General features: G+C 66.0%; 21 protein-coding genes and 2 tRNA genes. 18 read left to right on the top strand and 5 right to left on the bottom strand.

Annotated elements, in window-relative coordinates; genetic code table 11:
- Positions 1 to 60: 60 nt before the first annotated feature.
- The 14 genes from O9320_16710 to O9320_16645 all read left to right on the top strand — a co-directional run bounded on the left by O9320_16710 (position 61) and on the right by O9320_16645 (position 15,765).
- Positions 61 to 1,095 (top strand): glycosyltransferase, encoded by a 1,035-nt coding sequence (locus tag O9320_16710; protein ID MCZ8312488.1) that lies wholly within the window; start codon positions 61 to 63, stop codon positions 1,093 to 1,095.
- Positions 1,092 to 2,048, top strand: coding sequence for a glycosyltransferase family 9 protein (locus tag O9320_16705; protein MCZ8312487.1), 957 nt, complete (start codon positions 1,092 to 1,094; stop codon positions 2,046 to 2,048). The genes O9320_16710 and O9320_16705 overlap by 4 nt, the downstream gene beginning before the upstream one ends.
- The gene (locus O9320_16700) at positions 2,045 to 2,809 is read left to right on the top strand and encodes a glycosyltransferase family 2 protein (protein ID MCZ8312486.1); all 765 of its coding nucleotides are present in this window, start codon (positions 2,045 to 2,047) and stop codon (positions 2,807 to 2,809) included. Before O9320_16705 ends, O9320_16700 begins: the two co-directional genes overlap by 4 nt.
- An 8-nt stretch (positions 2,810 to 2,817) precedes the next feature.
- On the top strand, positions 2,818 to 3,855 hold the full coding sequence (locus tag O9320_16695; protein MCZ8312485.1) for a glycosyltransferase family 4 protein: 1,038 nt from the start codon (positions 2,818 to 2,820) through the stop codon (positions 3,853 to 3,855).
- Positions 3,855 to 4,892: a glycosyltransferase gene (locus tag O9320_16690; protein MCZ8312484.1), complete on the top strand. Its 1,038-nt coding sequence runs from the start codon at positions 3,855 to 3,857 to the stop codon at positions 4,890 to 4,892. Before O9320_16695 ends, O9320_16690 begins: the two co-directional genes overlap by 1 nt.
- 1 nt (position 4,893) lies before the next feature.
- Positions 4,894 to 6,666, top strand: coding sequence for an asparagine synthase (glutamine-hydrolyzing) (gene asnB, locus O9320_16685; GenBank protein MCZ8312483.1), 1,773 nt, complete (start codon positions 4,894 to 4,896; stop codon positions 6,664 to 6,666).
- A 20-nt stretch (positions 6,667 to 6,686) separates the two neighbouring features.
- Positions 6,687 to 7,721 carry a dihydroorotase gene (pyrC, locus tag O9320_16680; GenBank protein ID MCZ8312482.1) on the top strand — a complete coding sequence of 345 codons (1,035 nt, stop codon included), beginning with the start codon at positions 6,687 to 6,689 and terminating at the stop codon, positions 7,719 to 7,721.
- Between the two features lie 37 nt (positions 7,722 to 7,758).
- Positions 7,759 to 8,928 (top strand): acetyl-CoA acetyltransferase, encoded by a 1,170-nt coding sequence (locus O9320_16675; protein ID MCZ8312481.1) that lies wholly within the window; start codon positions 7,759 to 7,761, stop codon positions 8,926 to 8,928.
- Positions 8,929 to 8,972: 44 nt separating this feature from the next.
- A complete protein-coding gene (locus O9320_16670) occupies positions 8,973 to 11,321 on the top strand; it encodes a methyl-accepting chemotaxis protein (protein MCZ8312480.1) in 2,349 nt (782 codons plus the stop codon).
- Between the two features lie 44 nt (positions 11,322 to 11,365).
- On the top strand, positions 11,366 to 12,154 hold the full coding sequence (locus tag O9320_16665; protein MCZ8312479.1) for a response regulator: 789 nt from the start codon (positions 11,366 to 11,368) through the stop codon (positions 12,152 to 12,154).
- Between the two features lie 94 nt (positions 12,155 to 12,248).
- Entirely contained in the window at positions 12,249 to 13,544 is a 1,296-nt protein-coding gene (locus O9320_16660) for a hypothetical protein (GenBank protein MCZ8312478.1), read from the top strand.
- A gap of 67 nt (positions 13,545 to 13,611) precedes the next feature.
- Positions 13,612 to 14,190, top strand: coding sequence for a hypothetical protein (locus O9320_16655; GenBank protein MCZ8312477.1), 579 nt, complete (start codon positions 13,612 to 13,614; stop codon positions 14,188 to 14,190).
- Positions 14,191 to 14,209: 19 nt separating this feature from the next.
- Positions 14,210 to 14,779, top strand: a complete 570-nt coding sequence (locus tag O9320_16650; GenBank protein ID MCZ8312476.1) for a TMEM165/GDT1 family protein — start codon at positions 14,210 to 14,212, stop codon at positions 14,777 to 14,779.
- Positions 14,780 to 14,862: 83 nt separating this feature from the next.
- The gene (locus O9320_16645) at positions 14,863 to 15,765 is read left to right on the top strand and encodes a DMT family transporter (protein MCZ8312475.1); all 903 of its coding nucleotides are present in this window, start codon (positions 14,863 to 14,865) and stop codon (positions 15,763 to 15,765) included.
- Here the strand turns inward: O9320_16645 and O9320_16640 are convergent.
- From O9320_16640 to O9320_16625, 4 genes are read right to left on the bottom strand one after another with little or no spacing between them, the layout of a single operon-like run.
- Positions 15,762 to 16,775: a sensor domain-containing diguanylate cyclase gene (locus tag O9320_16640; protein MCZ8312474.1), complete on the bottom strand. Its 1,014-nt coding sequence runs from the start codon at positions 16,773 to 16,775 to the stop codon at positions 15,762 to 15,764. The genes O9320_16645 and O9320_16640 overlap by 4 nt on opposite strands.
- Positions 16,759 to 17,013 (bottom strand): hypothetical protein, encoded by a 255-nt coding sequence (locus O9320_16635; GenBank protein ID MCZ8312473.1) that lies wholly within the window; start codon positions 17,011 to 17,013, stop codon positions 16,759 to 16,761. The genes O9320_16640 and O9320_16635 overlap by 17 nt, the downstream gene beginning before the upstream one ends.
- Before the next feature lie 59 nt (positions 17,014 to 17,072).
- Complete coding sequence (locus tag O9320_16630; GenBank protein ID MCZ8312472.1) at positions 17,073 to 17,468, bottom strand: MAPEG family protein; 396 nt, start codon at positions 17,466 to 17,468, stop codon at positions 17,073 to 17,075.
- Between the two features lie 4 nt (positions 17,469 to 17,472).
- The gene (locus O9320_16625) at positions 17,473 to 18,276 is read right to left on the bottom strand and encodes a phytanoyl-CoA dioxygenase family protein (protein ID MCZ8312471.1); all 804 of its coding nucleotides are present in this window, start codon (positions 18,274 to 18,276) and stop codon (positions 17,473 to 17,475) included.
- 80 nt (positions 18,277 to 18,356) lie between these two features.
- Here O9320_16625 and O9320_16620 point away from each other — a divergent pair, with 80 nt between their 5' ends.
- Complete coding sequence (locus tag O9320_16620) at positions 18,357 to 18,923, top strand: HD domain-containing protein (protein ID MCZ8312470.1); 567 nt, start codon at positions 18,357 to 18,359, stop codon at positions 18,921 to 18,923.
- A 3-nt stretch (positions 18,924 to 18,926) separates the two neighbouring features.
- Here the strand turns inward: O9320_16620 and rlmB are convergent, their stop codons facing one another.
- Positions 18,927 to 20,117, bottom strand: a complete 1,191-nt coding sequence (gene rlmB, locus O9320_16615) for a 23S rRNA (guanosine(2251)-2'-O)-methyltransferase RlmB (protein MCZ8312469.1) — start codon at positions 20,115 to 20,117, stop codon at positions 18,927 to 18,929.
- A gap of 292 nt (positions 20,118 to 20,409) precedes the next feature.
- Between rlmB and O9320_16610 the strand changes: the two genes are divergently transcribed.
- The 3 genes from O9320_16610 to O9320_16600 all read left to right on the top strand — a co-directional run.
- Positions 20,410 to 20,495, top strand: a tRNA-Tyr gene (locus O9320_16610).
- A gap of 85 nt (positions 20,496 to 20,580) precedes the next feature.
- A tRNA-Gly gene (locus tag O9320_16605) sits at positions 20,581 to 20,654 on the top strand.
- Between the two features lie 81 nt (positions 20,655 to 20,735).
- The coding region (locus O9320_16600; GenBank protein MCZ8312468.1) for a GTP-binding protein at positions 20,736 to 20,872 on the top strand (137 nt) is incomplete at its 3' end.

Genomic DNA, 20,872 nt, shown 5'->3' with positions numbered 1-20,872 from the left:
AGGAGTTAGGTGGCCGCCCCTGCGCTTGGCAAGGGTGCTGTTGGAGCCTATAACGCGCCTATGCTCAAACATATCTGCTTCCTCGACGATTCGGCCGAATATGACGGCTTCAGCCCGACCAGCCGCCCGCTCGACGGGCCGCAAAAGGCGGTCGCGTATTTGGCGGCTTCGCTAGCCCAACGCGGCCATCAGGTGACGGTCATCACGCGTGCCGAGACCGTGCTCGCCTGCGACGGCGTTTCCTATCCCGGCTGGCATGGCGACCGGCCCGAACAATGCGATCTGCTGGTTGCAGTCGGCGACCCGACCTTGTTCGATCTCGTGAAAAACGCCGGCACGCGCGTGCTGTGGGTGGCAGGGGCGGCAAGTGCCCTCGACACGCCGGGCTGGCAGGGCGTCTGGCAGCGTCTCGCCCCGCAGCTCGTGTTCCGTACCGATGCGCAGCGCGATTTTGCGACGCTGCATGGTCTGCCCGCCCACGTGATCGGCGACGCGCCTGCGCCGTCGTATGTGGAAGACATGGTCGCCGCACCGGCCGCACCACCCTATGCGGTCACGGTGTGCCATCCGCTGGGTGGTCTCGAAACGCTTATCGATCTTTGGATCGCACACGTGCATCCGGCGGCGATGGATGCCGAATTGCATGTCTATTCGAGCCTGCTCGACCGCGCGGCCTTGAGCGGCTTGGTCCCCGCCGACATTGCCGCGATCCACGACAAGGTGCAGGCGGCGGCAGCGCAGGGCGTGCGCGTGAAGCGCCCGCAGCCCGATCCGCAGATGGCCGACATCTATCGCCGTGCGCGTGCCTTCCTCCATCCGGCGCGCAGCGACGAAGCGCTGGCACTGCAACTCGTCGAAGCGCAGGCGACCGGTTTGCCGGCCGTGACGTTCGCGGCAAGTGCGGTCGCGCGCATCTTCGTGCTCGACGGCTCGACAGGCTTCGTTGCCGAAGATTCCGCCGCCTATGCGGCCGCGACCTTGCGCTTGCTGGCGGGCGAAGAGCCCTACGGCGCCATGGCTGCAGCCGCACGCCAATTGCGGCGCGGCCGCAGTTGGGCCATCGCCGCTTCCGAGTGGGAAGAGCGCTTCGCATGAAGGTGCTTTTCGTCGCCTCGAACCGGATCGGCGACGCGATGCTGGCATCGGGTGTGTTGGCGGAGTTGGCCCGCCGCTATCCGCAAGCGCGCTTCACGATCGCCTGCGGCCCGGCGGCAGCGCCCTTGTTTGAGGCGATGCCGCAGCGGGTACGCACCATTGTGCTGCGCAAGGGCAAGTTCAAACTCCATTGGTTCGCGTTGTGGCTGCGCACGCTTGCGAATTTCTGGGACATCGCGGTCGACATGCGGGGCTCGGGCCTCGTGTGGTTTCTGGCAGCGCGCAAGCGCGCGCGTTCGACGGGGCGCAACGACTCCATCCATCGCGTGGAAGATGCCGCCCGCGTGCTCGATTTCGATCCGCCGCCGGCACCGGTACTGTGGCTGTCGGACGAAGCCAAACAAGCCGCCGCCAAGCGGCTCGGCGACGGCCCGATCTTGGCACTTGGGGCCACTGCCAACTGGTCCGGCAAAATCTGGCCGGCCGAACGATTTTTGGCATTGGCCGAAGCTTTGACCGCACCGGGTGCGGTGCTTGCGGGCGCGCGCATCGCCGTATTCGGCGGGCCGGGCGAACAGGCGGCTGCGGCGCCCTTGCTCGCTGGCTTGGGTTCCCGCGCGATCGATTTTGTCGGCACCACCGATCTTGCGACTGCGGCGGCGGCCATCGCGCGTGCCGATCTTTTTGTCGGCAACGATTCAGGCCTCATGCATATCGCGGCGGCTTCCGGCGTGCCCACGCTCGGGCTGTTCGGGCCGTCGGACGAACGAAATTTCCGGCCCTGGGGCGCGAACACGGCCTATGTGCGCACGGCCGAAAGCAAAGATGCGCTTTTCGCGCGCATCGACTACCAGCCGAACGGTTCGCATTCGCTGCTGACCTCGATCGCGGTCGAAACGGTTGAAGCGGCGGCGTTGGACCTGTTGCGCCGCGCCAAGCGGGAAGCGGCATGAAGCTCTCGGCCCTCGTCGTCGCGCGCAACGAAGAGGGCCGCCTGCCGGCGTGCCTCGCAGGCGTCGCTTTCGCCGACGAAATCGTCGTGGTGCTCGACCGCACGACCGACGGCAGTGCCGCCATCGCGGCGGCGGCGGGTGCACGCATCGTCGAAGGCGAATGGCCGCGCGAGGGCGACAGGCGCAACGAAGGTATCGCCGCGTGCACGCATGCATGGGTGCTCGAGGTCGATGCCGACGAATTGGTTGGGCCCGACCTTGCCGCCGAGATTCGCCGCACGGTCGAAACGAGCACGGCCAGCCGCCATTCGATCCCGGTCGACAACTATATCGGCACGCGCCTTGTGCGCTATGGCTGGGGCGCTTCTTTCGGCAAGTCCGGCTATTGGGGCCTGTTCCGCAAGGGCACGAAAACATGGGGCCGCGAGCGCGTGCATCCGAAGCTCGTGCTGACGGGCGAGGCGGGTGCGCCCTTGACGCACGCGATCCGCCACGAGGTCGACCGCAATCTCTCCGAGACGATACGGCGCCTTGATCGCTACAGCGAGGCGCGCGCGGCCGATCTGCGCGAGGCGGGCGATCCGGACGATACCAAGCGCTATGTGCGGCGCTTCTTCTCGCGCTTCTGGAAATGCTACGTCGCGCGCAAGGGCTATCGCGAGGGCGGCTACGGGCTCGTGATCGCGGCCTTGGCCGGGCTGTTTCCGCTGGTCTCGCATCTCAAAGCCAAACACGAATCGCCGCCGGATCTTCGAGGCTAGGGGCGGCGATGGCGCGCATCGTCCTTGCCGACGACGGGGTCGTGTTCGACGGCAAATCGCTTGACGGTAAAGCGGCCGGCGGCAGCGAGACGGCCTTCGTGCGGCTTGCCGAAGCCTTCGCGGCACAGGGTCACGACGTGACTGCAACCGCGCGCGGCGCGGGCAGCCTTCGCCATCGCGGCGTCGATTGGGTGCCGCTCGGCACGAAGCTGCCGGGCAAGGCGGATCTGTTCGTCGCTAATCGCAGTCCGCATCTGTTGGCCTTGGGGGCCGATGCGCGCCGTCGGTTTTTTTGGCTGCACAACGATGCGCGCTATCTCGCAAAGCCGCGCTATGTCCTTCGCATGCTGCGCCATCGGTCCGAGCTTGTGTTTGTGAGCAACGCGCATCTGCGCTCCGCCCCTTGGTGGCTGCCCGCGCGCGCGCGGCACGTGATCCCGCTCGGGCTCGATGCGTCGTTTCGCCAAGAGACCGAGCGCGCACCGCCGCCGCCGCTCGCACTTTACGCCGCCAACCCGCTGCGCGGCCTCAGCATGCTCGCCCCCTTGTGGCAGAGCGAGATCGCACCGCAAGTGCCGGCTGCGCGCCTGCAGGTGCATACCGGGCTCGGCCTCTATGGTACGCCGCCCAAGCCGCGCACGGCTGCGGCCATGCAGGAAGCGATCGATGCTGCGCGTGCGGCCGCGGGTGAGCAGCTGACATTGGGCGATTTGATCGACCACGCGCAATTGGTTGCAACGTTGCGCCGCGCGCGGGTGTATCTCTATCCGGGCGATCCGACGGAGACCTTCTGCCTGTCGGTCGCCGAGGCGCAGGCGATGGGCGTGCCGTGCGTCGTGTTGCGCAACGGCGCCTTGCCCGAGCGCGTGGTCGACGGCGTTACCGGCTTCGTCGTCGACGGGCCGGCTTCGTTTGCCGATGCGGCACGGCGTCTTTTGATCGACGACGCGTTGTGGACTGCCCAGCACCGCGCATGCCTTGCGTCGCAAGGAAAACGCAGCTGGGGCGACATGGCGCAGGATTTTGCGCGGAAAGCGGGTTTGTGATGCGAGTTCTCGGCGTGATGGCGGGGGCACCGCAAGGCGGGGCCGAAGCGTTTTTCGAACGCCTGATGCTGGCGTTGCCGCAAACGGACATGGAATGCGCCGCAACGATTCGCAGCAATACGGCGCGCGCCGAGCGCTTGCGCGCGGGCGGTCTTGCCGTCACGCAAGCGCCGTTCGGCGGCTGGTTCGATTTCGGCACGACATGGGACATCGCAAACGCGATCGACCGCTTCAAGCCCGACATCGCACTCGCCTTCATGAGCCGGGCGGCGGCCAAGCTGCCGGGGCGTTACGTGCTTGAGCACAAACCTGTCTATGTCGGGCGCTTGGGCGGCTACTACGATCTCAAATACTACAAACGTTGCCGCCATCTGATCGGCAACACCAAAGACATCTGCGACTGGATCGTCCGCCAAGGCTGGCCCGCCGCGCGCGTGGCCTATCTGCCGAATTTCGTCGATGCCGCGCACGCCCCAGCCGTCGACCGGGCGGCCCTCGATACGCCCGCTGACGCCAAACTTGTGCTGGCGTTGGGTCGTCTGCACGAAAACAAAGCGTTCGACGTGCTGCTGGCGGCACTCGCCAAGATGCCGAAAGCCTATCTGTGGATCGCCGGCACAGGCCCGCTCGAAGCCGATTTGCGCGCACAAGCGCAAGCGTTGGGCATTGCGTCGCGCGTGCGGTTCCTGGGCTGGCGCGAGGATACGGCCGCCCTGCTCGCGGCGTGCGACGTGCTTGCTTGCCCGTCGCGCGTCGAACCGCTCGGCAACGTCGTACTCGAAGCCTGGGCGCAGAATCGCCCCGTAGTTGCCGCTACCGCTTCAGGCCCTGCCGCTTTGATCGAAAACGGCCGCAACGGCTTGCTGGTGCCCGTCGACGACGCGGATGCGCTGGCCGCAAGCCTTGTGCGCGCCTGCAACGACGCTGCCTTGGCAAAGGGGCTTGTGCAGGAAGGCGCATTTTCGTACCAAAAAGCCCATACAAAAGAGGCGGTCGTGCGGCTCTACGGCGAATTCTTCGATGCGGTGAGGCGATAGCATGTGCGGCATTGCCGGCATGATGCTGGTTCCGGGTGCGACATTTCCGGCCCGGATGCTTGAACGCTTTGCCGCCGCCATCGCCCATCGCGGGCCCGATGGGACGGGTACTTACGAGGCGGGCGACGTCGCGTTCGTCCATAATCGTCTGGCGATCGTCGATCTCGTCACCGGCGACCAGCCGCTGCGCGAGGCGGGTGGTGCGGTGCTCGTCGCCAACGGCGAGATCTACAACCACGTCGAACTGCGCGCGCGCCTTGCGAACTATCCGTTCAAGACGCAGTCCGACTGCGAACCGCCGCTCGCACTCTACCGCCAGAACGGGCCCGACTACGCGAGCGCGCTGCGCGGCATGTTCGCGATCGCACTGCACGATCCGCGCGCGGGCAAACTCGTGCTCACGCGCGATCCGTTCGGCATCAAGCCGCTTTACTATGCGCAGACCAAAGACGGCGTTGCGTTCGCGTCCGAAGCGCAAGCCCTGCGCGCGGCGGGTTTCGGCACCGGCACCCTCAATGCCGACAAGCGCGCGGAACTTCTGGAACTGCAATTCCAGACCGGCGAGGCCACGCTGTTCGACGGCATCGTGCGCGTGTTGCCCGGCGAAACCTTGGTGCTGTCGGGCGGGCGTATCGTCGCGCGCAGCCGGGTTCAGGCCTTGCCCTTGGGCGGGCCTGCGAATATCGGTGCGGACGAAGCGGTCGATGCGTTCGACCGCGTTTTCCAAGACAGCGTGCGCGTGCACCAGCGCGCCGACGTGCCCTACGGCATGTTCCTGTCGGGCGGCATTGATTCGGCTTCGGTCCTCGCGATGATGGCGCGGCTCAACGAGCGGCCCGTCCAGGCTTTCACCGCCTTTTTCCCCGACACGAACGCCGCCGACGAGCGCGGGGCAGCGGCGCGCGCTGCGGCCGCGTGCAGCGCCGATCTCGTCGAAGTGCCGGTCACAGCCGCCGATTTCTGGGCGCATCTGCCGGCAATCGCAGCCGCCATGGACGATCCGGCGGCCGACTACGCGATCGTGCCGACCTGGCTCCTCGCGCGCGCAGCGCGCAAGCAAGGCCTCAAAGTCGTACTGTCGGGCGAGGGCGGGGACGAACTGTTCGCTGGCTACGGGCGCTATCGCAGCGTCGTGAAACCCTGGTGGCTCGGCGGGCGCGCGATGCGCCGACGCGGCACGTTCGACGGGCTCGGGTTGCTGCGCATCGACACCAAAGGCTGGCGCGACGGCATGCAGGCAAGCGAGACGCGCGCGCGGATCGAGGCGCGCACGCCGTTGCAGGTGGCGCAAGCCATCGACATCGACGCGTGGCTGCCCAACGATCTCCTGGCCAAGCTCGACCGCTGCTTGATGGCGCATGCCGTGGAAGGCCGCACGCCGTTCCTCGATCCCGAAATGGCGGCGTTTGCCTTCGCACTTCCCGACACGCTGAAGCTGCATCGGCGCTGGGGCAAATGGCTCGTGCGCCGCTGGCTCGACCGCGTGCTGCCGGCAGCGCGCGCGTTTGCACCCAAGCAGGGGTTCACAGTCCCCGTGCAAAGCTGGATCGCTTCCGAGGGCGCAAGGCTGGGGCCGCTCGTGGCCGCGTCGGCTGGCATTGCCGAGATCGCCGACCGTGCTGCCGTCGTGCGTCTGTTCGAAAAAGCGGCCGACAAACGGCGTGGCTTTGCCGCCTGGAGCCTGCTGTTCTACGCGCTGTGGCATCGCCGCCATGTGCTGGACCGCAACGACGACGTTGATACTTTTGCAGCGCTCGAACAAGCGCGTGCGTGAATGACCAAGGAGAATCGCCGATGACCGACCGGATCGTGCTGCGCCGTCCCGACGATTGGCATGCGCATTTGCGCGACGGCGAGATGCTGGCGACGGTGGCCCCGTTCACGGCCCGCCAATTCGCGCGCGCGATCGTGATGCCCAATCTCGTGCCCCCGGTCACGACTGTCGAAGCGGCAAACGCCTATGCCGCGCGCATCCGCAAAGCGGCGGGGCCCGGCTTCGAGCCGTTGATGACCTGCTACCTCACGGACGCGAGCGATCCCGACACGATCGAGCGCGGCTACAAAGAAGGGGCGTGGGTCGCGGCCAAGCTCTATCCCGCCCATGCCACGACCAACTCCGCGCACGGCGTTACGGACATCGCGAAAATAGCTCCCGTGCTCGAGCGCATGCAGCGCATCGGCATGAAGTTCCTCGTGCACGGCGAAGTGACGGACAAACACGTCGATATCTTCGACCGCGAGGCCGCCTTCATCGACCGTACGCTGGCCGGGCTCGTGCGCGATTTTCCCGCCCTCAAGATCGTGTTCGAACACATCACGACCAAAGAGGCCGCCGATTTCGTGGCCGCCGCCCCTGCGAACGTCGCGGCGACGATCACGCCGCATCATCTGATGATCGACCGCAACGCGATCTTCGAAGGCGGCATCCGGCCGCATCTCTACTGCCTGCCCATCGCCAAGCGCAGCCACCATCGCACGGCGCTGCGCAAAGCCGCCGTCTCGGGCAGCCCCAAGTTTTTCCTCGGGACCGACACGGCCCCGCATGCCGTGCATGCCAAGGAAGCCGCTTGCGGATGTGCCGGCATCTTCAATGCACCCGTCGCCCTCGAGGCCTATGCGCGCGTGTTCGACGAGGAAAAAGCGCTCGGCAAGCTCGAAGGGTTCGCAAGCCTCTTCGGCCCCGCCTTCTACGGCCTGCCGCTCAACGAAGCGCGCATCGCCCTTGTGCGGGGCCAGGCGACCGCACCCGACCGCGTGCCGGGACCGGCGGGCGACATCGTCGCCTATCTCGGCGGCCAGGCGCTCGGCTGGCGGATAGAAGCCGCCTAGACTAGACTTCGCGCGTAAAACGGAAGGGGAGAGCGCCATGGAAGGCTGCATCGTCGGTTGGTCGCACGGCAAGTTCGGCAAGCGCGAAGGGCTCGATCTGGAAGCGCTGCTCGCTGAAGTCTCGGTCGGCGCCTTGGCCGATGCGGGCCTCGGTCCCGACGACGTCGACGAAATCTATGTCGGCCATTTCGGCGGCGGTTTCGTGAAACAGGATTTCCCGGCCTCGCTTGTGATGCAGGCCTCCGAGCGCTTGCGCTTCAAGCCGTCGACGCGCGTCGAAAACGCCTGCGCCACGGGCTCGGCCGCCGTGCATATGGGGTTGACCTCGATCGCGGCCAAACGCGCGCGCGTCGTGCTCGTCGTCGGCGTGGAGAAAATGACCGAAACGCCGGGCGATGTGGTCGGCGGCATTCTGATGAAGGCGAGCTACGTCAAGGAAGAAGACCGCCCGGGCATGAGCTTTGCGGGTGTGTTCGGCCAGATCGCCCAGCTCTACGCGCAGCGCTACGGCGATCCGTCGGACGCGATGGCGCGCATTGCGGCCAAGAACCACAAAAACGGCTGCGCCAATCCGTTCGCGCAATTGCGCAAAGATCTCGGCTACGAATTCTGCCGTACCGTGTCGGACAAGAACCCGTTGGTCGCAGGGCCGTTGCGCCGCACCGATTGCAGCCTCGTGTCGGACGGTGCCGCCGCTCTGGTGCTGGCCGATCTCGAAACCGCGTTGGCGCTCAAGAAGGCCGTCGCGTTCCGCGCCGTGCAGCAGGTCAACGACTATCTGCCGATGAGCCGGCGCGACATTGTGGCGTTCGAGGGCTGCGCGCGTGCCTGGAGCCAGGCTTACGCGCAAGCGCGCGTGCGTGTGGACGATCTGAAACTCGTCGAGACACACGATTGCTTCACCATCGCCGAATTGCTGCAGTATGAGGCGATGGGTTTGGCCAAGCCCGGCAAGGGCATGGAGATGGCGCTGTCGGGGGCGACCGAAAAAGACGGGCGCCTGCCGGTCAACGCCTCGGGCGGGCTCAAATCCAAGGGCCATCCGATCGGTGCGACGGGCGTGTCGATGCACATCATGGCGGCGATGCAGGCGACCGGGACCGCAGGCGACATGCAGGTCAAGAATCCAGGTCTTGCCGGCGTGTTCAATATGGGCGGGGCTGCTGTTGCCAATTATGTATCCATTTTGGAACCATTGCGCGTATAGTACATTTTCTTATTGCTGTTTTTGTTGGTTTCAGGGGAAACACCGTGACTTTGCGCGTGAAGCTGTACGTGCTGACGCTCGTGCTGTCGGCCATGGCGTTGGCATTTGTCGTCGTTCGCGCCAAGGAGGCCCTGGATCTGCGTGCCGCCGTGGCCCAGGCCCAGGCGATCAATGCGATCGCCGACCGTTATCTTGCCGCCGCTGCCGATTGGGCGGTCGAACGCGGCACGGCGAATACGGTCATCGCAAACCCGGCGGCGGCGACACCGGCCCAGCGCCAGACGATCGCCCAGCGCCGCCAAGCCGGCGACGCGGCGTTTTCCGAGGCCGGGCGCCTCGTGGCGGCGGCATCTTTCCTGCCGGCCAATGCGCGCCAGGTCCACGAGCGCGCAGCCGAGCGCTTGCGCAATCTCGCCGCGTTGCGCGCGCGCGTCGACGCGGCAGGCGCCGTCGAACCCGAATTGGTGCGCGACTGGTTTCCGGCGATCAGTGCGCTCGTGCTTGCGAGCATGGATGTGCGCATGGAAATCGAGCGCCAGCTCGATCCCCAAGCGCCGCAAGCACTGCGCACGCTGTTCGAGGTCAAAGGTTTGCTTGCGACGATGAGCGAATTCGCGGGCCGCGAGCGCGGCGGGGTTGCCGGCATCATCGTCGGTGGCCGGCCGCTCAGCGTGGCCCAGGCGCTCGGGCAGGGCGAAAACCGCGGCCAGATCGCGCTCGCCCAATCGCGGCTCGACACGCTGGTGCGCAGCGTGGACGCCGACGTCGCGCGCGCCATCGGCGAGGCGCGTGCGGCCTATTTCGACAATTTTGGCCAGCTGCGCGCGCGCGTGATGGCGGCGGCCAATGCCGGCGAGCCCTATCCGATTGCAGCCGGCGAATGGTTTGCCCAAGCGACGGCCGCCATCGAAAGAATCATCGCCGCCCAGGCCGCCGCGACCAAAGCGGCCGAAGCCAAAGCTGCAGCCGAATCGGCGGCGGCCAGTGCGGCGTTCACGTTCAATCTCGCGGTTGCGGTCGTCGTGCTCGCGATCGCAGCGTTCGCGCTATGGATGGTGGCGGTCCAGATCGCAGGCCCCTTGCTCGGCATGGCGGGTGCGATGCGCAAGCTCGCGGACGGCGACCTTGCGACAAGCGTGCCCGGCGTCGGGCGGCGCGACGAGATCGGCAGCATGGCCAGTGCGATGGAAGTGTTCAAAGTCAACGCGACCGAGAACGAGCGCCTGAAGGCAGCGCAGAAGGAAAGCGAAGCCCAGGCCGAAGCGCAGAAACGCAAGGCCCTGCGCGACATGGCCGACACGGTCGAACGCGAGACCACGTCGGCGATCGCCAAAGTGGCGGCCGCAACCGCGTCCGTCGATGACGTTGCCGACGGCATGGCCAAACGTGCCGTCACGGTCGGCGAGAACGCGCAGTCGGTCGCAGCCGCATCCGAAGAAGCGCTCAGCAACGCCCAGACCGTCGCCTCTGCCGCCGAAGAGCTCACCAGTTCGATCCAGGAGATCTCGGCCCAGATCGGCCGGGCGAGTGTCGCCACGCGCGAAGCCGTCGAAACCAGCGCCGATGCGCGCGCCAAAATCGGCGCACTTTCGGCCGCCGTGGGCCGTATCTCGGACGTGACCAAACTGATCGGCCAGATCGCGAGCCAGACCAATCTGCTGGCACTGAACGCCACGATCGAGGCCGCGCGCGCGGGCGATGCGGGCAAGGGCTTCGCGGTCGTGGCTTCAGAGGTCAAGAATCTCGCGAGCCAGACTGCGCGTTCGACCGAAGACATCGACCGCCAAGTGGCCGAAATCCGCGCGGCAACCGACGAGGCTGTGGCCGCCGTGGTCGCGATCGCCGAGCGCATCTCCGACATCGACACGGTCGCCAACTCGGTCGCGGCCGCTGTCGAAGAGCAGGGGTCGGCGACGCAGGAGATCGCGCGCAACGTCTCCCAGACCACTTTGGCCGCCCAGGAAGTGTCCACCCGCATCGCTACCGTGTCGAGCGATGCCGACGAAGTCGGGCGCCGCTCGGTCGAGATGCGCGAGTCGATCGCGGGCATGACATCCAACATCGAACAGCTGCGCGCAGCCTTGGTGCGCGTTGTGCGCACCTCGACCGAGGATGCCGACCGGCGCATGTTCAAACGTTTTCCTGTCCGTCTCGCGGGCAAAATCGACGGTGGTGCAAAAGTTTCCGTCGTCGATGTGTCGCAAAGCGGGGCGTTTCTTGCCGAAGCACCCGATTTTGTCGCCGGCGCGCGCGGCCGCCTGACGATCGACGGATTTTCGCAAGCCCTCGATTTCGAGGTGCGCAGCGCCAAGGACGGCGAAGCCCACGTCGCCTTCACGCGCAATCCCGATGCTGCATGGCTGGCATTCGTAGCGCGATACGCGAAAGATTGATTTCGTTGGTGATTTGTTGACGGTTTGGCCGTAGCTTCGCGGCCATGAAAGGTCCCGTTCTAATCGTCGATTCACGCGCGGAGGAAAGGCTGCGCACGGCCCAAGGCCTGTCGCAGGCGGGCTTCCAGGCCGTGCCGGTGCCGACGCCGCAGGACGCACTCGACAAGAGCACCGCACTCGAGATGCGTTTGGCCGTGATCGAGCTCGACGCCTTTCCGCCCGAGGTGGCGGCAGATGCCGGCGAGTTCAAAGCGCGCTGGCCCAATATCGGCATCGTCGCCTTGGCAAGCGCCAAGCGCGGCAAGACCGACACCGAAATGCTGGCGGGCGCGCGCGCGATCGGCGCGCACGCTTTCTTCGTGCATCCGGTCGCACCCGCTGATCTTGCGCGACGCTTGGACGAGCTTGCGCGCCAGGGCTACGGCGCGCCCGAGCGCCGGCGGACCGCCCTCGTCGTCGACGACAGCGAAACGATCGGCGAAATCTTGCGCGCCTTCCTCAAGAAAAACGGCTTCAACACGGTCGTCAAACCGACGTGGGAAGCGGCCTTGAGCGGCTGGGACACGCTCGGCGTCGATCTCGTTTTCACCGACATTTTCATGCCCGGCATGGGCGGGGTCGAAGGCATTCGCCATGTGCGCGCCAATTGGGCGCCGGTGCCGATCGTGGCGTTCTCCGAAGGGCTCGGCGGTCGCATGGACCCCGACCAGGCGCTGCTGGCGGCGCAGAAGATCGGCGCGGACGCGATCCTATCGAAACCGTTGAGCGAGCCGCGCGTCATGGCGGCGGTGCGCAGCGTCTTTGCGCCCCGCAAAACGCGCGCCTCGGCTTAAAGAAGAATCGGTACGTAACCATCCTCGCAAGCGGTGCGAAGCGGTTTGGACAAGGCTCAGGGCAAGCCATCGTCCAATCCGAGGGGGTCCCACCGTGCCGAAAACGCAAGCCGCCGCTGCTTTTGCGCGCGCCGAACGTGCCTTTATGGCCCATCTGCCGGATGCCGGCGCTGCTCTTGCGGCGTGTCTTGCGGCCGACCCTGCGCATGCGGTCGCGCATGCGGTGCAGGGGCTTGGTGCTTTGTCGTTGGGTCGGGTGGCTTTGCGACCTGTCGCGGTTGCTGCCTACGGTCGCGCGATCGCGTATGCAGGTACCGATGGGCGCGCGACTGCTTTTGCCGCCGCGCTGGGGCTTTGGCTCGACGGCAACATGCTGGCGGCCGCTGCACGCCTCGAAGCGCATCTCGACGCCGAACCGAGCGATGCGCTCGCCTTCAAGCTCGCGCACGGTATCCGCTTCATGGGCGGGGACGCTCCCGGCATGCTGCGCGCGAGCGCCCAAGCCGCACGGCGCTTTCCGGTGGAAGCACCGCTCGGCAGTTTCGTGCTCGGCTGCCATGCCTTTTCGCTCGAAGAGGCCGGCGACTACAGTGCGGCCGAAGCGGTCGGCCTTGCCGCTGTCGAAGCCGACGCCGCCGACGCATGGGGCCTGCACGCGGTGGCACATGTCTACGAAATGACGGGCCAGCCGTTGCGCGGCGCCGACTGGTTGGAAAAGACCCAGCCCGATTGGCAGCTCTGCAACAATTTCGGCCTGCATGTCGCGTGGCATCTTGCCTTGTTCCGCCTCGAGCTGGGTGAAGGCGAGGCCGCACTTGCGCTCTATGATTCGGCGATTCGGCGCACACCTAGCGACGAATATCGCGATGTCGCCAACGCCGTGTCGCTGCTTGTGCGGCTCGAGCAGCTCGGCCATTGCGTCGGCGACCGCTGGGCAGCACTCGGCACGCATGCGCAGAATTACGCGGCCGACGATGCGCTCGTCTTCGCCATGCTGCACCGCCTGGTCGCAACTCAGCAGAGCGGTGCGGAGGCGGCGCGCACGGCGATCGCACAGGCGCTCGATGCGCTTGCGCAGCAACCGCACGATCAGGGGCGTACGGCAGCGCGCGTCGGCGCCAAATTCGCGCGCCTGATCGATGGCCAATCGGTCGACGACGCCGATCTCGACGCATTGCTCGCGGCCATGCCTGCAATCGGCGGCAGCCACGCCCAGCGCGACGTGTTCGTGCGGTTGCTGGCCGAGCGCGCCTTCCTGCGCGGCGATTGGATCCAGGCCCGGCGCATTCTGGCGTTCCGCCATCGCAACCGCGCACCCGACCGTTTCAGCCGCGAATTGCTGCAGCGCCGCCGCGCCGCCGCGCGACCGGGCACGGATCTACGCACCTGAATCGTCCGCCGGCCCGCCCGCCCAGGCTCGGCTGGCATCGCCAGCCGAATCCTGCAATCGTGCGGAAATGTCTCTCGATCCGCTCGACCTTTCGCTCGACCGTCCTTTTGCAGCGCGGTTGACGCACCCGGAATTGGCACGACTTTTTGTGTATTGGGCGAAGCTGGCGCGCGGCAGCGTGCCAACGTACAGCACGTTCGATCCGTTGGCGGTCGCCTTCAGCCTGCCGCATCTGCAGCTCTATCGGCGCGTCGATGGCGGCGACGGCAACTGCGACTACCGGCTCGATCTGGTCGGCGAGAGTGCGGCACAGCTCATCGGCGCCAACAATCGCGGCAAATTGCTGTCCGAGGTGCTGGTGCCGCATCGTCTGCCAGAGCGTCTCGCCTTGTTCGGACGGCCGCTTGCCGAGGGGCTGCCAATCGCGTATCGCAGTTTCCTCGCGAACCCGGGCCGCGAGCATCGGCTGCAGAAGCGGCTGCTGCTGCCTTTCGCCGAAGGCGATGCGGGGCCCGACCTCCTCATCGCGATGGTCGTGGGGTTCCAGATCGAACCCCACCAGGTGCCAATCCCGGGCCGCAGCGAGGGCATTCTCGAGACGATCGCTGCAAGCCGTGGCGACGTTGACGCGGCGGCAGCCGGATAACGACAGATAGGACAAGGACATGGACGCGTTTTTGGTTTCGACAGGCGTTGTCGCTTTGGGGGAAATCGGTGACAAGACACAGCTTTTGGCTGTGTTGCTCGCAGCGCGTTTCCGCCAGCCTGTCCCCGTCATTCTGGGCATTCTTGCAGCCACGCTGCTGAACCATGCGCTGGCGGGCTTTGTCGGCACGCTTGCTGCCGACTTTCTGGCCGGGCCCTGGCTGCATTGGATCGTCGGCGGTACGTTTCTGGCCGTGGCGGCGTGGGCGCTCGTGCCCGACACGATCGACGACAGCGACGCCAATCGCACGCTCGGCGCAGCGGGCGCTTTTCTTGCCACTTCCGTCGCGTTTTTCTTCGCCGAGTTCGGCGACAAGACGCAAGTTGCAACCGTGACGCTAGCCGCACGCTTCGGCGATTTGATACCGGTCGTGGCGGGTACGACGCTCGGCATGCTGATCGCCGACGTGCCGGCCGTCTATCTGGGCGAACGGTTTGCGGGCCGCCTGCCCGTTGCGACGATCCGCTATGCCGCCGCCGCTTTGTTCGCCGTGCTGGGAATTGCCACGTTGGCCGGTTTCGGATTCTGAAAAGGGCGCAAGAACCGGGCTGATGTCGGCCCGTCTTCGGCGCCTAGGTCGCAGCCATGAACGTCGCAAAAATCCAATCGCGCATGGATGCCCGCACCTGGGCGCTGCTGCTGGCCCTTTCGGTCTTGTGGGGCGGCTCGTTCTTCTTTATCGGCGTGGCCGTAGGCGAAGTGCCGCCGCTTTCGATCGTGTTCGCGCGCGTCGCATTGGCGGCGACTGCCTTGCATCTGCTGCTGGCGCTGCAGGGGCGCACACTCCAATTCGACCGCGCAGGACGGCGCGCTATACTCGGTATGGCGCTGCTCAACAACGTCGTGCCGTTCGTGCTGATCGTGTGGGGCCAGGTGCAGATCGCAAGCGGCCTTGCCGCCATTCTCAACGCCACGACGCCGTTGTTCGGCGCCGTCGTCGCGCATCTCGCCACGCGCGACGAGAAGCTCGACACCGCCAAGATTTTCGGAATCGCGGCCGGGTTCGCGGGCGTTGTGGCGATGATGGGGGCCGCCCTCGGCGACGCGGCGGCGGCCCCTTTGTGGGCGCAGGTCGCATGTCTGGCGGCGGCTTTGTCCTATGCTGTGGCGGGCATCTACGGGCGGCGCTTCAAGGCGCTGGGCCTCGCCCCGCTCGAGATCGCAACCGGCCAAGTGACGGCGTCGGCCGTCTTGCTGTTGCTGCCGATGCTGCTGATCGACCGGCCCTGGGAACTTGCGATGCCGTCGGTACAGGCACTGCTCGCTTTGGCGGGCTTGGCACTGCTGTCGACGGCACTTGCTTATATTCTGTTCTTCCGCATTCTCGCCGTTGCGGGGGCGACGAACTTGCTGCTCGTCACGTTCCTGATCCCGGTCACAGCGATCGTGCTGGGGGCAGCGTTTTTGGACGAGACGCTGGCGCTGCGTCATTTCGTCGGCATGGCGCTGATCGGCATTGGCCTTGCCGCGATCGACGGGCGCGTGTTCGCGAGGCGCCGCCGCCGCCAGGCTTAGTCGGCGTCGGCCCTGGCGGTCTCGGCCCCGACGGTCTCGGCGACTGCCACGCGGTTGCGGCCGGCGTATTTGGCCGCGTAGAGCGCGCGGTCGGCGCGCGCAAGCATCGCCTCGATCTTTTCGGCGCCGCCGCCGAATTCGGCAACGCCGATGCTGACCGTCACGCGGATCTTGGGCGGGGCGTCGATTTCGAGCGCCTCGACCGCTGCGCGCAGCCGATCGGCGAACAGGCGCGCATTGTCGGCCGACGTTTCGGGCATCAGCAGCGCGAATTCCTCGCCGCCGATCCGTCCGAGTATGTCAGAGCCGCGCATTGCCGCCATCGCCGTTTCGGCGATGCGCTTGATCGCGACGTCGCCGGCGGCATGGCCCCACGTGTCGTTGACCTTCTTGAAGAAATCGATGTCGAGAACCGCGAGCGACAGCGCGCGTCCGTAGCGGCGCGCGCGCTCGACCTCGTTGGCGGCTTGCTCCATGAACGCGCGCCGCGACAAAGCGCCCGACAGATGGTCGCTCGACGCGATCTGGCGCAGTTCGAGCTCGTCGACGACGAGCTTGGCGAAACTGTCGAGGACGGCGATCTGCGTTTCGGGGAATTCGCGCGGTTTGGTGTCGATCGCGCACAGGCTGCCGATATTGTAGCCCTCGGGCGTCCGCAACGGGATCCCGGCATAGGCGCGGATGAAAGGCGGACCGACGACCAGCGGGTTTTGCGCAAAGCGCGGGTCTTCGGTCGCGTCGCGCACGATCAGCGGTTCGGACGTTTTGATGGCATGCGCGCAGAACGAAGCGTCGCGCGTGGTTTCGCACGTATCGAGGCCGCGTTGGGCTTTGAACCATTGGCGATGCCGATCGACCAGCGACACCGCGCATATCGGTACATTGAGGACCTGCTGCACGAGGGCGACGATTTTGTCGAACGGTACTTCGGCGACCGTGTCGAGTACGTCGTAGCGGTTCAGCGCGCGCAGACGCCCTTCTTCGTCGGAAAGCTTAAGTTCGGAGAACATCGGTATCCTCCTTCAAGCGCGCCATTACTGCCGCCAGCTGCTGGCGGTAGGACTCGAATATCGTCGAAAAGTTCGACTGGGCCGTCGCCGCGTCGCAGCCTTCGTTGAGCAGCGCGGTCGCGAGGGTTGCGAGATTGCGCTCGCGCTGGACGATGCTGGCCGCAAATGCCGCCGACATCCTGCCCGGCGCCAACGGTGCGGCCGTGCGGGCCGCAAGTTCTGCGGCGATCTTCAACATGTTCGCCCCATCTTGTGTGAATGGCAAAATGTTCAAGCCGCATAAAACGCAGAAAACGGTTAACGCGACATTACCGTCCGCAAGATCTGCACCAAAACCGCCGCCAGCATTGCGATGGCGGCGAGAAACGCGATGCCGAAGCCGGGGCCGCGCTTTTTGGGATCGGCAAAATAGCCGGTCGCGTAGAACACGCGCGCGAGCGCCCACACCGCCCCGCCGATCCCCGCCCAGAGATCGCCCACCCACAACGCGCATAGCCACAAAGCCGGCAGTAGCACGACGAGCTGCTCGAGCGTGTTCATCTGCACGCGTACGCGCTTTTCGAATTCGACGTCGCCGGTCATGGCGGGGGCGGGGATCTTGTAGGTGGCGCGCGCCTTGCCGACGACAAGCGTCGTCCAGACATAGACGCCGAGGGCGAACAAGGTCGCGAGGCTTGCGAGCGGAAATTCCATTGCCTTATTCCGCCGCGCGCGCGGCGGCCGCGAACGACGCAAGGCAGTCGTCGCCGAGCGGCTCGAGCGGCGCAAAGTCGCGCGCCGCGATCCAGTCCGGCCGCTTGAAGCGGCGGATCGCGTTGTCGCAGCGATTGAGCGAGAGATAGACGATCCAGCGCGACCACGGCGTGAGGTTCGAGCCCGACGCGTGCACGAGGCACGAATGGAAGATGAGGATGCTGCCCGCAGGACCCTTCGGCGCCACGATGCCGCCGCGCTCGACGAGCTTGGTCACGGTGTCGTTGTCGATCGTCCAGAGCGGATAGCTCGTGGTCGTCGTGTCCCAGCTCGACTCGATGGCGCCGCGCTTGTGGCTGCCGGGGATGAACATCAGCGGCCCATTGAACTCGTTGGCCTCGGCCAAGAACAGCGCGATGTTGAAGGCGTTGGGCTCGGGCATGTCGTCGTCGGCCTTCCAGGTCGCGTAGTCCTGGTGCCATTGCCACACGGCCCCGTCGAACGCGGCTTTGGCGTTGACCTTGAACTGGTGCATGTAGAGCCGGTCCGAGCCCAGCAGCTGGGCGCCCGGTCCCAACAGGCGCGGATGGCGCGAGAGCGCTTCGTAGGCCGGGTTCCAAGTCTGCAGATGGAAGGCCGAGCGCGGGGCGCTGCTGCCTTTTTCGCGCACGACTTCGTCGCGCTGTTGGGCGAAGGCGCCGGGCAGTTCGGCCGTCAGCGTTGCGATTTCGGTCGGCGAGAAGACGTTCGGAATGAAGATGTAGCCGTCGCGGTCGAACGCTTCGATCTGGCTGTCGCTGAGTTTCATCGGCTGCCTCCCCAAACTGTAACATTGTTTGCGGTATCATTGCGCGAATCGACCGCAAGCGAAAGGGACTTGGGGGAAACGTGGACCAAATCGTCGACAGGATTCTCGCCGTTTTCGACCAGCCCGAAGGCCATGCGCATTACGGCGAAGGGGTCAGCGAGCGCGAACACGCACTTCAAGCGGCCCTGCTTGCCGAGCAGGCCGGTGCGCCGTCGTCGTTGGTTGCCGCGTGCCTGCTGCACGATATCGGCCATCTCCTGCACGGGCTTGGCGAAGACATCGCGTCCCGCGGCGTCGATGCCAAGCACGAAGCCGTGGGGGCGGCCTATCTCGCGCGTCATTTCACCGACGATGTGGTTGGGCCGGTCGCATTGCATGTCGACGCCAAGCGCTATCGCGTGGCCGCCGATCCGCCTTATGCCGCGACCTTGTCGCCCGCTTCGGTGCGCTCGCTCGCCCTGCAAGGCGGGCCGATGGATGCCGACGAAATGAAGCGCTATATCGCCAAGAAACACGCGATCGCAGCCTTGCGCCTGCGCGAGTGGGACGACCAGGCAAAGGTCGTCGGGCGTGCCACGCCGGCACCGGCGCATTTTCGCGCCGCATTGGCCGCGTGCCTGCGCGCGTCGGCCGAAGCCGGCGTCTGACGTTCAGACGAGCGTTCGGCGGCGCAATTCGTAGAGGGCGATCGCGGCGGCGTTCGACACGTTGAGGCTTTCTACGCCCTTTTCGATCGGGATGCGCACCATAAGGTCGCAGCGTTCGCGCGTAAGCCGGCGCAGGCCTTCGCCTTCCGCACCCACCACAAGGGCGATCTTGCCGGTGAGGTCGGCGGCATTGATGTCGGTCTGCGCTTCGCCTGCGAGGCCCACACACCAGAAGCCTGCGGCTTTGAGCCGGTCGAGTGCGCGCGCAAGATTGACCACGCGCACGAAGGGCACGCGCTCGAGCGCACCCGAGGCGGCTTTGGCCATCACGGCCGTCGCCATTGGCGAATGGCGCTCGGGCAGGACGACCGCCGCCACGCCGAAGCCAGCACAACTGCGCAGAATGGCGCCGACATTGTGCGGGTCGGTGACTTGGTCGAGCACCACGACGCGCGCATTGTCGTTGTGCTCGGTCGCGCGCGCGATGTCGTCGAGATCGGGATCTTCGAGGCCTTCGACCAAAGCGGCGAGGCCTTGATGCACGGCCGCACGCGGCAGCAGGCGGTCGATCTGCTCGCGGCTCAGGATTTCGGCATCGGGCAGGCCGCGCGGATGGTCCTCGGCAAGGCTTGCCAAGCGCGGCCCGATCGAAGCGTCGATTTCGGCGGCGAGTGCAATGCGCAGCACTTTGCGGTTCGGATTGGCAAGGGCCGCCAGCACGGGATGAATGCCGTACAGCCAAACCTTGTTGCCGCCGGCCTGCGGCTGGTTCGGGTCGATAGGGCCGGGGATGAAGGCACGCGGCTCGCGCGCTTCGCGCGGCGGGCGTGGAGTCTTTTCGACGCGCGGGCCTTTTTCGAAGCGGGGGCCGGGCTTAACGGAGTCACCTTTGTAGGCGGGTTTGCCTTCAGGCCGGAATTTTGTCGACCCTGGTTTGCCAGAAGCACCGCCGCGTTCGCCGCGTTCCAGGCGCGGGTTGCGCGCAGGCCCGTCGCCCTTGTCGGCGAAGCGCTTATCGTCGCGCGGACCTTTGAAAGACGGTTTGCCGCCCTTGAAGGTCGCGGGTTTGGCGTTGGAACCGCGCGGACGGTCGGGATGTTGCGACCCAGGTCGTTCGGACCCGCGTCCGCTGGACTTGTCGAAACGCGGTGTCCGGTTGCCGTATTTGCCGGTCGGAGGCTTGCCTTTGCTCATTCCTGGGCTTAATATGCCTTATTACGGTAGGGTTCAAGTCGCCTCTCGTCGATCAGGCCGGAGTTTTCCGGAAAGGTCGAGGGGGACGGCTTGTTTTGTCGTGAGGTTTAGGGATTGACTTCGGCCCCCATTTCTCTTTAAACCCCGGGTCCGTGCTGCGGACCCTTCGGAGGCTAAGAACCCCGGGGTCATCGGCATTCCGCCAAAGGCTCGATACTTTCGCCGCGTGCGGCCGTCCTTAAAGGGACTGGTCCTGCGTCGTTCGGTTCGGCCAAAAGCGGACCAGTCGGTAGGAGGGGTGGCCGAGCGGTCAATGGCAGCAGACTGTAAATCTGCCCTCTCCGGAGTTCGAAGGTTCGAATCCTTCCCCCTCCACCACTGGCCCAAGCCCTGGGTCGCGACGATTAAGGGCAACGAAGCGGCGGCGACAGGACGGTAGGACGAACCTTTGGAGTGCTGATCGGCGGGTGTAGCTCAATGGTAGAGCTCCAGCCTTCCAAGCTGGCTATGAGGGTTCGATTCCCTCCACCCGCTCCAGGCGCCGAGCGCACGAAGACGACGACGAGACGACCCGAGATTTAGGCAGCAACCGCAGGAAACGGACGATCGGAAGCCCCCATGTCGAAAGCTAAATTCGAGCGGAACAAGCCGCACTGCAACATCGGAACGATCGGCCATGTCGACCATGGCAAGACGTCGCTGACGGCTGCGATCACGAAGGTGCTGGCCGAAACGGGCGGCGCCACGTTCATGGC

Source organism: Magnetospirillum sp., assembly GCA_027532905.1.
Taxonomy (GTDB): Bacteria; Pseudomonadota; Alphaproteobacteria; order CACIAM-22H2; family CACIAM-22H2; genus Tagaea.
This window is presented reverse-complemented; position numbering and strand designations above follow the sequence as displayed.